This is a genomic window from Candidatus Fermentibacter sp. (genome assembly GCA_030373045.1).
In the GTDB taxonomy this organism is placed as follows: domain Bacteria; phylum Fermentibacterota; class Fermentibacteria; order Fermentibacterales; family Fermentibacteraceae; genus Fermentibacter.
This window is the reverse complement of the sequence record JAUCPW010000027.1, coordinates 1-12,784: the sequence shown is the minus strand read 5'-3', so window position 1 is coordinate 12,784 and position 12,784 is coordinate 1. Positions and strand designations below refer to the sequence as shown.

Here is a 12,784-nt window from a genome sequence, read left to right as displayed (position 1 = left end):
TCCGCACCGGCGGATATCCGGAGGGAATCTGGGATGACTCTCACATGCCTCGCCTGGCTCCTCGTCTTCTCGACCTCGAGCGATCCCGACCCGGGTCCGGCCCGGATCGGCCTCGGGGTCGACGGGAGCATGCTGCCTGGTTCGAGAATGTCTCTGATGTGCCATCCCGGCGAGATGCTCGACCTCTCGACGGCCGTGCCCTGCACCTGGACCTTCTCTGCGGGGGAGCCCTCATCCTCGGAAGGCGTCTCGGCGACCTGGACGGCGCCGCGGAGCCACGGCACCTTCAGGCTCACGCTGGCCTCGGGCGAAGCGGTGCAGGAATATGCGGTCATTGTGGTGGTCGACGCCTCGAGATGGAGGACCCCGACGCTCAATTCGTACCCGGTCGGGCTGTACGGCGACGGCAACTCGCGCGGCGACAACCCGGAGAGCTTCGTCGAGCTCGGTGCAAACGGAGGCGGAGTGCGGCTCTCGAGCCATTTTACGCTGGGCGAGTTCCTCGGGCATACCGAGGGCGCCTATCCGCAGTACCTCGCCCTCGACCTGAGGCTGGTCGACAAGCTCGAAGCCCTGATAGAGGCCGTTGGGCGCGAGTACCCGGAACCTGTGGACATCAACGTCATGAGCGGCTACAGGACTCCCGACTACAACAGGTCCATAGGCAACGAGACCGATTTCAGCGCGCACCTCTACGGCACTGCCGCAGACATATGGCTCGAGGGCTTCCCGCCCAACGGCCTGATGGACGACATCGACAGGAACAAGAGGATAGACGTTTCGGACGGCGAACACGCCGTGGACATCGTGAGGCGGATCGAGGCATCCGGCGGCATCTCCGTGGGCGGGGCCTCGGCCTACCGCTGGACACAGCAGCACGGCCCGTTCGTGCACATAGACGTCAGGGGCAGGCCCGCGAGCTGGCAGACCCAGCTCAACCTGGTCCCGGATCCAGTCATATAGCCCGGAGGGATTGTCCTTGAAAGCACCCGGCAACACGACTCTCGTGCTCGGGTCATGCCTGGCCGCCAGCCTGGCGGCCCTGCTGGCCATGTCGATCACTCTGGGATCAGAAAGGCGCAGGAGTTCGGATGTGCTGGCCGAGGCACGCGAGGCCATAGCGCTGATGGATACCCTTGTCTCGGCCGATTCCAGCATAGGTGCATTCCGCGACTCGGTCGACTACTACAGGGACCTCGCCCTGTCCCTCCGGCTGCGCATCGCGGCAGACAGCACGGCGGCAGTCTATCCCGACTACTACCTGATCATCGACACGGGCCAGAACAGGTTCCACCTGAGAAGGGGAGACCTGCTCGTCAGATCCGGCTACTGCGGGACCGGCAAGGGCTGGACCTCCAACGGCACCGGCGAATCCTGGGACTTCAGCACGCCGCGCGGGCTAAGGCATGTCCTCGGGAACGGCACCAACCCCTACTGGTTCAGGCCGGACTGGTTCTGGCTCGAGCAGAACATGCAGCCGCCGGATCCCGGCCAGGTCGTCATGCTCCCGCAGGATCTGACCTACGCCGAGCAGATAGCCTTCTACAACGACTCTCTCGATGCGTCCGAGAGGCTCTACGTCAGGCAGGTGCCAGGCGTGCTCGGATCCTACAAGATCGACCTCGGAGGCGGCGTGCTCCTGCACTATGGCACCGGAAGGGGCAACAACGTGAGCCACGGCTGCATACGGTTGGGCAGCGCCGATCTGGAGGCCCTGTACAGGACCCTTCCCGTCGGTGCGCCCGTCCTCATCTACTGAGTGAGGGGGGGAGCGTGACGATCCGGTCGGAAACCCTGGCGGGCAGGCTCCTTTCCTCGCGGTTCGGGCCTCTGTGGGCCGTGCTCGGCGCGGCCGGCCTGGCCGTCGTCGCCATCCTCGCCTTCAGGGGATCCCGCGCCGAGCGCCCGGAAGAGCCCGGCCAGGCGCAGGGCACCATCACGGTGCCGGCCATACCGGATTCCATCAGGGACGAGATCCCCTCCACCTGGGCCCAGCCCCGCAACGATCCAGCCGGCCGGGGCGTGTGGGGTCCCGACATCCAGGCCCCCCTGGACACCCTCTGGAGGATCCATACCGGTCTGGAGTTCTTCGCGGCCCCGGCCCTCTGCGGCAGCACACTCTACTTCGGTGGAAGCGACGGAACCTTCCGCGCGGTAGACGCCACCGACGGCGCGGTGCTCTGGTCGTTCGGGACCTCGTGCGGCCTGAGCGGCGAGGCGGCCGTCGGCGCCACGACCGTCTTCTTCAGCGGGCAGGACGGATACGCCTACGCCCTCGACCTTTCGACCGGAGCCCTTGTCTGGAAGACAGGCCTCGGATACCATCTCTTCGCGTCGATAGGGATCCTCGGCGACTCGATCGTGGTAACCGGCAACTCCGCCGGTTCGATCGCCGCGCTGGACGCGCGCACCGGTGACCTTGTGTGGTCTGCGTCGCCGGGTGGCGTCGTGCTGGGTCCGGCCGTGGCAGACACCGTCGCCGTCTTCACCACCGAGGACGGTATCGTGTGCGCCTACGGCGCCGGGGGGGAGGAGATCTGGAGGCGCGACTTCCCGGCCCAGGCCTCGGCTCCTTCCGTTTCCGGCGGATCGGTCTACGTGGGCTTCGCCGACGGGGTCGTGAGGAGCCTGGACCTCTCCTCCGGGGCGGTCGTGTGGGAGACCGACCTCACCTCTCAACCCGTGAGGACCGTGGTTTCCAGGCCGGTAGTCGAGGGAGGACGGGTTTTCGCCGGCACCTGCGACAGCAGGGTCGTGTGCCTTTCCGAAGACGGGGGAGCCCTGCTGTGGGAGACCGGGCTCGAGAACTGGGTCCAGGTTCCTCCGGCGGTGGGAGACGAGAACGTCTACGTCTGCTGTGACGACAGACGGTTCCACATACTCGACGCCGCCACTGGCGCCCTGGAGTCGAGCATGGAGATGGGCGGCTACGCGGGCACCGCCCCGATCATCGCCAACGGTTCGGTCTTCTTCGGCACCGCCTCGGGCGATTTCTTCGCGTTCCTGGGCACGCTGGGCGATTCCGGCGGCCAGCCTTGACATACTGCTTCCCGGGCAGGGTCCATGCCGGCTATCTCGTCCTGGCGGGCGGGGCGAACTCCGGCAAGTCCTCTCTCTTCAACAGCCTCGTCGGGAGGACGATCTCTCCGGTCACACAGGGGCGGGGAACGACCCGGCTGCCCCTGTCCGGGGTATGCCACGATCCGGGGTCCGGGGGACAGGTCTGCATCATCGATACACCGCCCCTCCGGACGGCCCTGGGGCTCGAGATCCTCGGCTGGATGGACGCGGCCTGCCTGATCGTAGATGCCACGAAGCTCGACGAGGAGCTCGCATCGCCCGAGACGGAGAGGTTCCTCGACCTCTTTTCCGGAAGGCCGGTCCTGCTGGGTCTGACCCACGTCGATCACTTCCCGCCCGGCCTCTGGCAGGCGCTGATCAACCAGGCCTGTCTGTTCCGCGCCTTCACCGGCGCCCATGCCATCTGCCCGCCGAGGGGGACGGGAGTGCCCGGTCTGCTCCGGGACATGCTCCGATCCCTGCCGCCCAGGCGGATGCTCTTCCCCGGAGACTGCACCACGCTCCACTCCGAGCGCTTCCTCGTATCCGAGGTGATACGGACGGAGCTCTTCAGGGTCCTGCCCGAGGAGATCGCCACGACCACCGCGGTCCAGATCGAGGAGTTCTCCATGCGCGACTCCAAGACCTACGTCAGGGCGAATCTCGTCGTGTCGAGGCACTCCTACAAGGGCATCATCATCGGCAGGAGAGGGCAGACTCTCCAGAGGATCACCGACTGCGCCGCGAAGGGGGCCGGAGCTCTCCTGGACAGGACCGTCCTGCCGGACCTCTGGGTGAAGGTGAGGGAATCCTGGCCCGACAACCCTCACGACCTGCTCGAGTTCGGCTATGTCGTCTGAAGCCTGCAGGATCAGCCTCGAGCAGTTCGAGGGCCCCCTCGACCTGCTCCTGTATCTCATCAGGCGCGACGAGCTGGACATCCGCGAGGTGAGGGTAGCCGAGGTGGCGGGGCAGTACCTGGCCTACATACGCGCGGCCGTCGAACTGGATCTCGACGTCGCGAGCGAGTACCTCGTGATGGCGGCCACCCTCGCCAGCATCAAGAGCAGGGCGCTCCTGCCGGCGAGGAACCTGGCTCCCGAGGAGGATCCGGAGCGCACTCTGATGAGGCAGCTCGTTCTCTACAGGGCCTTCAGGGAGGTCGCGGCCGAGCTGCGCGAGAGCGAAGAGGTGTGGCGCAACGCTTTCCCTGCGCCTGGGGAGAGGGAGAGATGGGCTTCAGACGCGCCCCCCCGGGCTGAACCGGGCTCGGTCAGCCTGCTCGACCTGCTGAGGGCTCTCGATGAACTCTCGACTCCCTCCGTGGAGCCCGTCCAGAGGTACAGGAGACCCGAACTGACGATATCCGAATGCGTCGAGATGATTTCGGCCCGGCTCCGCCACGGGAGGGGGATCAGCCTCGGGGATCTCCTGGGCCCGGGATCCGACAGGAGGCTTCTGGTGGCGTTCTTCGTCACGATCCTGGAACTCTCCAGGCAGGGTCTGGTCCGCTTCACGCAGAGAGCCCCGTTCGGCGACCTCCTTCTCGAGCGCGAGGAGGCATGGAGCGAGTCCTCGAGAACGCTTTTAACCCGCTCATTCGGCTGAGCCGGAATGAGCTGGCACGTCAGCAGTTCGCCAGATGTGAGGATTCCCAGTTCGGTGAACTGCGGGAGTGCCCGGTGCGAACACTGCGTAGCTGTTCTGGATTCTGCATGTTTTCCCCGGTCGGAGAGGGCTGAACCGGATGCTCGACGTGACGGCTCGCATCATATCGATGAAGGTTCGCTCTACTCGGTGTTCCTGCAGACAGGTCAGAGAAGGCGTGGAGGGCTGAACCGGATGCTCGACGTGACGGCTCGCGCGATCGAAGGTCTGCTCTTCGCCGCCGACAGGCCCCTGAGCATCGAGGAGATCTGCGACCTCACCGGATCGGGCGCCGATACCGTGACGCAGGCAATCGGCAGGATCAGGGCCTCTCTCGAGGACGAGGGTCATGCGATGATCCTCCAGGAGGCCGCCGGTACGTGGAGGATGGTGTCCGATCCAGCCATCGGGGCCACGGTCGCACAGCTCTACGAGGAGAGGAGGCCCGGCAGGCTCAGCAGGGCCGCCGTGGAGACGCTCGCGGTGATAGCCTACAACCAGCCCTGCACCAGGGCCGCCATCGAGGCCATACGCGGCGTCAACTGCGACAGCGCTGTGAAGTCGCTGCTAGAGAGGAGCCTGATCCGCATCTGCGGCAGGCAGGAGACTCCGGGCAGGCCCCTGACCTACTCAACGACAGAGGGCTTCCTCAACTACTTCGGCCTGGACGACATTGACCACCTCCCGCGCAGGCGGGAGATAGAGGAACTCATTGGTACGGAAGGAGCCGCCGATGGCGCCGACCTCTTCTCGAACTAGGGCTGCCGGGGCAGGCAGCGGCGCGGATTCCTCCGAAGGCATGCGGCTCAACCGCTTCCTCGCGCGTGCGGGAGTGGGTTCCCGCAGGGCCTGCGACGAGATCATCAGGCAGGGCCTCGTGACGGTGAACGGCAGGCGCCCGGAGTCCATAGGGGTGCAGGTCGCGCCGGGGGACAGGGTCGAGTACTCCGGCAGGAGGATCGTCCTCCCCGTGCCGGCTGCATATGCCTGGAACAAGCCGGTCGGGGTCGAGACGAGCATGGCCGACAGGAGCGGCAGGCTGAAGGCGGTGCTGGCAAGGCTCAACCCCGGCTGCGTGCCGGTCGGCAGGCTCGACATCAACACGGGGGGCCTGCTGATCCTCACCAACGACGGAGACCTCACGAACCGTCTGACCCATCCCAGATGGGGGATCGAGAGGGAGTACATCCTCACCCTGGGCGACGACATGCCTTCGGGGGTGCTCCAGAAGCTGCGCGGCGGAATCCCGATAGGCCCCGGCCCTCTCTGCCGGCCGGTCGCGGTGACACCGCTCGGCGCCAGGCGTCTCTCGATCGTTCTCACCACCGGTAGATACCACGAGGTGAGGAGGATGGCTTCCGCCGCCGGGCTCGCACTCGCGGCGCTTGAGCGCATCCGGTTCGGGCCGGTTTCGATCGGAGACCTGCCCAGGGGCGAGCACCGGAATCTGTCACGCAGGGAGATGCAGATGCTCTACTCGCTGGTCGGGATGGAACCGCCCTCGTCTTCTTGACGCCGCAACCGGCCGGGCAGATAATCCTTCCCTATGTATAAAAGAGGGGACGTGACCTTGTCTGGCTGACGTCATAGCCATCGACGGACCCGCCGGTTCGGGCAAGAGCACCACCGCGCGCCTCGTCGCGGAGGTGCTCGGTTTCTGTTATCTGGACACCGGTGCCATGTACCGCATGACCGCCCTCCTCGCCTCCAGAAGCCCTGCAGCTTCCAAGGACCCCGATGCCGTCGCCCGGATCGCGGGCGCGAGCTCGATGTCCGCCGGCCCCGAGGGAGCCTTCCTCGACGGGGAGGACGTAACCTCCCTCATCCGCACATCCGAACTCGGCGAGGCCGCCAGCCTCCTGTCCGCCTCGCCCCCGGTCAGGCGGGCGATGGTGGCTAAGCAGCGCGAGGCTTCCGCCGGCCGCGACATCGTTGCCGAGGGCCGCGACATGGGCACCGTCGTCTTCCCCGACGCCCTCCTGAAGGTCTATGTCACCGCGGACATCGCAGTGAGAGGAATCCGCAGGACGAGGGACCTGGCCTGCCGCTCCGGCGCCCGTCCCTCCGAGGTCTTCGTCGATGTCGTGGAAAGCCTGATGAAGAGGGACGCCAGGGACAGGGAGAGACCCGACAGCCCTCTCAGGCGCGCTTCCGACGCCTTTCTGCTGGACACCAGCGCCATGTCCGTCGGAGAGCAGGTCGAGAGGGTCGTGTCCCTGTTCCGTACGGCCGGGAGGCACGGAGCATGATGGACGGCCGCTCGATGCATGCCATCCAGAGATGCGGCCGGGCCGTCTTCCGGATCGTCTTCGGTCTGAGGATCAGCGTGGCCGGCAGGATTCCCCGCACGGGCGGCCTCCTGATAGCAAGCAACCACATCTCCGACATGGATCCGCCCGTTCTCGGGAGCTGCATCCCCAGGACGGTGCGCTTCATGGCGAAGAGCGAGCTGTTCAGGGGCCGGGCGCTGTCATGGATGTTCACGCAGCTCGGAGCATTCCCCGTGAACAGGAGGGGAGTGGACCGCACCGCCCTGAGGACCGCAGAGTCGATCCTCGGGGATGGCGGCGCCCTCCTCATCTTCCCCGAGGGCACCAGGAGCATGGACGGCAGACCCCTTCCTCCGAAGCCGGGCGTCGGCTTGCTCGCATCGAAGATGGGTGTCCCCGTGCTGCCGGCATTCCTGCACGGCACCGACAGGCCGCTCTCCGCGCTCGCGCGGAGGCCGCGCTTCTCCGTGTGCCTGGGCAGGCTCATCTTCCCCGCAGAGATGGAGGAGGCCGGCAGGTCGGGCGGTACTTCCGCCATGGCCGGGCTGGTGATGGACAGGATAGTGGAAACAGGTGCCGAAGCTGGCCTGATACGGGCCGAGAGGAGTGCGAATTGAGCGAGAAGGAGTTCTGCGTCGGACTGACGCCGGAGGAGGTCGAGAGGATCGAGGGCTTCGAGTACTCTCCCGACGAGAGGCGGAGGCTCGAGGAGACCTATGACGGGACGATCACGACGACCGAGGTGAAGGTCGGAACGATACTCTCCGGGACCATCCTGCAGAGAGTCGGCAACGAGGTGGTCGTCGACATCGGGTACAAGAGCGAGGGCGTCATCCCCCTGTCCGAGTTCCGCGAGGACGAGGAGATCGTCCCCGGCCAGCAGGTCGACGTCTACATCGAGACCCTCGAGGACCAGGACGGGAGGGTGAGCGTCTCCAAGGAGAAGGCCCACTTCCACAGGGTCTGGTCCGACATCAAGGCCGCCTACGACAACGGCACGATCCTCGAGGGCACCGTCCTCAAGAGGATCAAGGGCGGTCTGGTTGTGCGCATCATGGGTGTCGACGCGTTCCTGCCCGGCTCCCAGGTGGCGCTCAGGCAGGTGCCCAACCTCGAGAAGTTCCTCAACCAGAAGCTCGAGTTCCGCGTCATCAAGCTGAACAAGAGGCGCAGGAACATCGTGGTGAGCCGCAGGCAGGTTCTCGAGGAGGCGCGCTCCGAGCTGAAGGAGAAGCTGATCCGTGAGCTCGAGGAGGACCAGGTCCGCACCGGCGTCGTGAAGAACATCACGGACTTCGGCGCGTTCGTGGACCTAGGCGGCATCGACGGCCTCCTCCACATCACGGACATGAGCTGGGGCAGGGTGCGCCATCCCAGCCAGCTCGTGAACATCGGCGACGAGATAGAGGTGAAGGTCCTCAAGTTCGACCGCGAGCGCGAGCGCATCTCCCTGGGCCTCAAGCAGCTGCAGCCCTTCCCGTGGGAGGGTGTCGCCGAGAGGTATCCGAAGGGCGCCATCGTCAGCGGCAAGGTCGCGAGCATAACCGACTACGGCGCCTTCATCGAGCTCGAGCCAGGCGTGGAGGGTCTCATCCACGTCTCGGAGATGTCCTGGACCAAGCACGTCAGGCATCCGTCGAAGATCCTCAGCGTGGGGGACGATCTCGAGGCCGTAGTGCTCAACGTGAACGAGGAGGAGCGCAAGATATCCCTCGGGCTGCGCCAGACCCAGGAGAACCCGTGGGATACTATAGAGGAGCGCTACCCCGTGGGCTCCGTGGTCGAGGGAACCGTGAGGAACCTGACCAACTTCGGCGCCTTCGTGCAGATCGAGGACGGGATCGACGGCCTGGTGCACATCAGCGACATGAGCTGGACCAGGCGGGTGACCCATCCCTCGGAGGTGCTGGCCAAGAACGACGCCCTGAAGGTCGTGGTGCTGAGCATCGACCGCGAGAACCACAGGATCTCCCTGGGTCTCAAGCAGACGACCGACAACCCCTGGGAGACCATGGATCAGAAGCTGCCCGAGGGCACGGAGATCCACGGTTCGGTGGTCCAGCTCCTCGAGCGCGGAGTCGTGGTGGATCTCGGGGACTCCATAGAGGGATTCGTCCCCCTGAGCCAGCTGGGCTGGGAGACCCTGGAGCATCCCGAGAAGGTCCTCCGGATAGGCGACGACCTGCCCCTCAGGGTGATAGAGGTCGTGCCCAGCAGCAGGAGGATAGTCCTCAGCGTGCGCAGCTACTTCAACGGCAGGCCGATGGAGGAGCTCAGCGAGTTCCGTGCGAAGCTCGAGGGCAGGCCTCCGGCCGAGCCCGTACAGCTTCCTCCGCGGGCTACGATATACGACGAGGAGGGCGGCCGTTCCCTGATCGAGCCCGAACCCGCCTCGGAGGCACAGCCTGAGGCCGCGCCGGAAGGCGGGGAGGCCTGAGGGTTCTGATGGCGCTCCACGGCGCCGGAACCGGTTGCATATGGTCCGGGTCGGCTTCCTGAACCTCGGGTGCAGGCTCAACGCCTGCGAGACCGAGTGGCTGGCGGCCCGGAAGGCGGAGGATTCCGGGGGCGAGGTTGCGGCCTCGCCCCTGGATGCCGATCTGATAGTGCTCGGAACCTGCTGCGTGACCTCCAGGAGCCAGTCCAAGTCACGCAAGGCCGCCAGGAGGCTCCTTGCGGAGACATCCGCCGGCATAGTGCTGGCGGGGTGTTCTGCAAGGCTCTTCCCCGGAGACTTCCCGAAGGACCGCAGGATCACCCGCGAGGACTGCCCTGAAGGTCCGGTCCACTCGTGCCGGACATGCCGGGGCGCGAGGAATCGCGGCCTGCTGAGGATCCAGGACGGATGCTCCAACCGATGCACATACTGCGTCGTACCGGATGCCAGGGGGCCTTCGAGGAGCTACGGAAGGTCGTCGATCCTCGATGCCGCAGGCTCGATGGCCGATGCGGGGTTCAGGGAGATAGTCCTGACGGGGGCCGACATCGTCTCGTACGGGAGGGATCTCGGAGATTCGCGCGGCCTGCCGGGGCTGGTGGGCGATCTCGTCGAGTGCGGCCGGTTCCGCGTTCGTCTCGGTTCTCTCGAACCCATGGGTCTCGCCGGTACCGGGCTTCGTGCGCTGGCGCTCCCCGGGGTGTGCAGGCATGTGCATCTGTCCATCCAGAGCGGCAGCACGCAGATCCTCCGCAGGATGGGAAGGGCCTGCAGCGGCGCCGATGTCGCCGACATGGCGCGTGAGGCGAGGAACGCATTTCCAGGCGGGATAGTGGGATGCGACCTGATAGCCGGGTTCCCGGGGGAGACCGCGGAGGATTTCGAGCAGAGCCTCGCTCTCCTGACCGGCGGGCTCGTGGACTACGCCCATGTCTTCCCGTTCTCGCCCAGGCCGGGTACGCCGGCATCCGGTCTTCCCGACCGGGTGCCCGCCCACGAGGTATCGCGCAGGGCGGCCGTTCTCCGAAGGGCCTCCACGGCCGGCAGGCGGAGGTTCGAGAGAGCCCAGGAGGGGCGGCGGATGTCCGTGCTGGTCGAGAACAGGTGCAGGCAGGGCATGCTCACGGGGATCTCGGACAACTACGTTGCCGTGGCGGTGCCCGACGGGGCCGTGCCGGGGTCACTGATGGACATCGTGCCGTCGCATGGAGAGATAATCCCCTTCGCGCAGGCGGGGGAGGAAGCCTGAGATGGCCTTCCTGATCGGGCTGACCGGACCCTGCGGGTCGGGGCAGACCTCCGTCGCCCGGATCCTTGCCCGGGATCCCCGGGTGAGGGGGGTCTGCAGCCTGGACGCCGTCGGGCACAGGCTGATGGAGAAGAGAAGGATACGCGCCAAGGTAGGGGAGAGGCTGGGCATAGACGGTCTGTCCTCCATGTCCGCCAGGGAGGCCAGGAAGCTCCTCGGCTCCATGGTGTTCGTCGACGACGACGCCAGGGGGGGACTCGAGGCGGTGCTGCACCCCCTGATGAAGGGATGGGCCGCGCTTGCCGCGGGCGTCCTCTCGCAGGAGGAGGGAGTGTATGTCCTAGAGGGGGCGCTCCTGGTCGAGATGGGGATCGACCGCATGGCCGACGCTGTCGTCGTCGTGGCATGCGAACGTGAGGAATGCCTGGCGCGGGCCGCCGCTCGCGACGGGCTCGACACGGCATCGGCCGGGAGGCGCCTGGACAGTCAGATGCCCTTGACGGAGAAGATCAGGAAAGCAGATTGGGTGATCAACAACGGTTCCGGTTCCCCGCCGGATTCGCTCCCGGGGCAGATAAGCGTCATCCTGGGTCAGATCACCGGGTCTTACCACACGGGATGACATCGGAGGAGACATGGCTCACAGAACCAGGCGGCGCCTGACCAAGACAGAACTCAAGAGGGACCCCGTCGCCGAGAATCTCGGCAGGGCATGGGAGTTCCTCCGCACGCACGTCAAGGAGACCGCCATCGCATGCGCCGCGCTGCTCGCGGTGATCCTCATAGTGCAGAGCGTCATCTCTTCGGGCAGGAAGCAGAACGCCGACAGCATGGCCCGCTACATACTGGCGGAGACGATCTTCGAGCAGGCCGAACAGCTCGTTGCGGCAGGCAGGCCCGAGGAAGCCGCCGCGGCTCTCAACCAGGCCTACACGATGGCAGGCGAGGTCTTCAGCAGGAACCAGAACAGGGAATGGGGCCGCAGGGCCGCCATCCTCGCCGCGAAGGCGGGCATCCTTCTGGGCCGCGAAACCGAGGTGATCGAGACTCTCCAGACCCTCCTCGCATCCAGACCCGATGGAATGATCGCCCAGAGCGCGAGGCTCCACATGGGCATCGCTCTCGAGAACCGGGGCGGCGTCGAGGATCTGGCGAACGCGAGGGCCAGCTACGCCGAAGTTGCTGCGGATTCCGCCGAATTCCCGGTGATGGCCGGGGATGCGCTGGCCGGATTGTCGAGGCTTTCTCTCCTCGATGGCGACAACGAGTCTGCCAGGCTGTTCCTGCAGGAATCCATGGAAGTGCGCGGCGACACCACGGATTTCGACCTGTACCAGCTGGCTCTCATAGATCAGGGGAACTAGAGCGCAGGGCGCGGGTCCGGATTCGCGTCTGCGAATCCGGGCACGTCCTCTCGCAGGTTCCCTTCGGGAACCATGCTGCTGACTGCGCATCGATTCCGCTGCGCGGAATCGAAGGGCTGATTCCTGCTTATGCAGGGATCAGCAGGTCCGACAGTGGCTTGCCACCCGACGATCAACAGGCGTGGCAAGCCGCGAGAGGATCTCGGCGTACTTCGAATGACATCCCTTACGGCGGGCAGCTAGAAAGCCTGGATCGTATATCACTGCCGGCTCCGGCGGGGGACCGGCAGATTAACGTACGCCATGGCGGCAGTAATTGTCTCCCGCTGTCTGCCTTCGGCAGAAAGCTGGCGACGCCTTCACTTCCGCAGACGCGGAAGTGAAGTGTCCGATAAGAGATATTATGTAAAGTATCGATCCGGCCCGGCGAGATGCCGATATCACATCACACCCTCTACCCCCTCCAGAACGCTTTTAACTCCTTTAACTTGCTCAAACTCAGGTACTCTGTCAGGAAGTGAGTTAAAGGAGTAAAAGTGTTCTGGAAGAAGCGCCCCCCCGCTTTCGCGGAGGGGCGCCCCTCCGGCACCGCCCGGTGGATGCCGGATATCGGAAACCGAAGCTATCTGGCGAGGACCATCCTTGCGCTCTGGGTCGAGCCCTGGGAGGTCATGCGGCAGATGTAGACGCCGCCCGGGACGGGTGCGCCGGAAGCGGTGCCGTTCCAGGTGACCTGATGGCTGCCGGAGGCGAAGGA

13 protein-coding genes are annotated in these 12,784 nt (G+C 65.8%); all 13 read left to right on the top strand.

The window, feature by feature from the left end:
• Nucleotides 1–33 precede the first annotated feature (33 nt).
• The 13 genes from QUS11_05125 (at nt 34) to QUS11_05065 (ending at nt 12,027) form a co-directional block, all read left to right on the top strand.
• A complete protein-coding gene (locus tag QUS11_05125) occupies nt 34–963 on the top strand; it encodes a D-Ala-D-Ala carboxypeptidase family metallohydrolase (protein ID MDM7992676.1) in 930 nt (309 codons plus the stop codon).
• A 16-nt stretch (nt 964–979) separates the two neighbouring features.
• A complete protein-coding gene (locus QUS11_05120) occupies nt 980–1,759 on the top strand; it encodes a L,D-transpeptidase (protein ID MDM7992675.1) in 780 nt (259 codons plus the stop codon).
• 14 nt (nt 1,760–1,773) lie between these two features.
• A complete protein-coding gene (locus tag QUS11_05115) occupies nt 1,774–3,039 on the top strand; it encodes a PQQ-binding-like beta-propeller repeat protein (GenBank protein ID MDM7992674.1) in 1,266 nt (421 codons plus the stop codon).
• Entirely contained in the window at nt 3,036–3,920 is an 885-nt protein-coding gene (locus QUS11_05110) for a 50S ribosome-binding GTPase (protein ID MDM7992673.1), read from the top strand. Before QUS11_05115 ends, QUS11_05110 begins: the two co-directional genes overlap by 4 nt.
• Nucleotides 3,910–4,668 (top strand): segregation/condensation protein A, encoded by a 759-nt coding sequence (locus tag QUS11_05105; protein MDM7992672.1) that lies wholly within the window; start codon nt 3,910–3,912, stop codon nt 4,666–4,668. The genes QUS11_05110 and QUS11_05105 overlap by 11 nt, the downstream gene beginning before the upstream one ends.
• Nucleotides 4,669–4,902: 234 nt before the next feature.
• Complete coding sequence (scpB, locus tag QUS11_05100; protein MDM7992671.1) at nt 4,903–5,466, top strand: SMC-Scp complex subunit ScpB; 564 nt, start codon at nt 4,903–4,905, stop codon at nt 5,464–5,466.
• Nucleotides 5,441–6,220: a pseudouridine synthase gene (locus QUS11_05095; GenBank protein MDM7992670.1), complete on the top strand. Its 780-nt coding sequence runs from the start codon at nt 5,441–5,443 to the stop codon at nt 6,218–6,220. Before scpB ends, QUS11_05095 begins: the two co-directional genes overlap by 26 nt.
• A 79-nt stretch (nt 6,221–6,299) precedes the next feature.
• Entirely contained in the window at nt 6,300–6,956 is a 657-nt protein-coding gene (gene cmk / locus QUS11_05090; GenBank protein ID MDM7992669.1) for a (d)CMP kinase, read from the top strand.
• Nucleotides 6,953–7,594, top strand: coding sequence for a lysophospholipid acyltransferase family protein (locus tag QUS11_05085; GenBank protein ID MDM7992668.1), 642 nt, complete (start codon nt 6,953–6,955; stop codon nt 7,592–7,594). Before cmk ends, QUS11_05085 begins: the two co-directional genes overlap by 4 nt.
• Nucleotides 7,591–9,414 carry a 30S ribosomal protein S1 gene (locus tag QUS11_05080; GenBank protein MDM7992667.1) on the top strand — a complete coding sequence of 608 codons (1,824 nt, stop codon included), beginning with the start codon at nt 7,591–7,593 and terminating at the stop codon, nt 9,412–9,414. The genes QUS11_05085 and QUS11_05080 overlap by 4 nt, the downstream gene beginning before the upstream one ends.
• 40 nt (nt 9,415–9,454) lie before the next feature.
• Nucleotides 9,455–10,663 carry a radical SAM protein gene (locus QUS11_05075; protein MDM7992666.1) on the top strand — a complete coding sequence of 403 codons (1,209 nt, stop codon included), beginning with the start codon at nt 9,455–9,457 and terminating at the stop codon, nt 10,661–10,663.
• 1 nt (nt 10,664) lies between these two features.
• Entirely contained in the window at nt 10,665–11,285 is a 621-nt protein-coding gene (coaE, locus tag QUS11_05070) for a dephospho-CoA kinase (GenBank protein MDM7992665.1), read from the top strand.
• A gap of 13 nt (nt 11,286–11,298) precedes the next feature.
• A complete protein-coding gene (locus QUS11_05065) occupies nt 11,299–12,027 on the top strand; it encodes a hypothetical protein (GenBank protein MDM7992664.1) in 729 nt (242 codons plus the stop codon).
• Nucleotides 12,028–12,784: the final 757 nt, after the last annotated feature.

Coding starts and splice junctions, on each gene's coding strand:
- QUS11_05125 (MDM7992676.1), top strand. CDS start 34: ATGACTCTCACATGCCTCGCCTGGCTCCTCGTCTTCTCGACCTCGAGC.
- QUS11_05105 (MDM7992672.1), top strand. CDS start 3,910: ATGTCGTCTGAAGCCTGCAGGATCAGCCTCGAGCAGTTCGAGGGCCCC.
- scpB (MDM7992671.1), top strand. CDS start 4,903: ATGCTCGACGTGACGGCTCGCGCGATCGAAGGTCTGCTCTTCGCCGCC.
- QUS11_05095 (MDM7992670.1), top strand. CDS start 5,441: ATGGCGCCGACCTCTTCTCGAACTAGGGCTGCCGGGGCAGGCAGCGGC.
- QUS11_05085 (MDM7992668.1), top strand. CDS start 6,953: ATGATGGACGGCCGCTCGATGCATGCCATCCAGAGATGCGGCCGGGCC.
- QUS11_05075 (MDM7992666.1), top strand. CDS start 9,455: ATGGTCCGGGTCGGCTTCCTGAACCTCGGGTGCAGGCTCAACGCCTGC.
- coaE (MDM7992665.1), top strand. CDS start 10,665: ATGGCCTTCCTGATCGGGCTGACCGGACCCTGCGGGTCGGGGCAGACC.
- QUS11_05065 (MDM7992664.1), top strand. CDS start 11,299: ATGGCTCACAGAACCAGGCGGCGCCTGACCAAGACAGAACTCAAGAGG.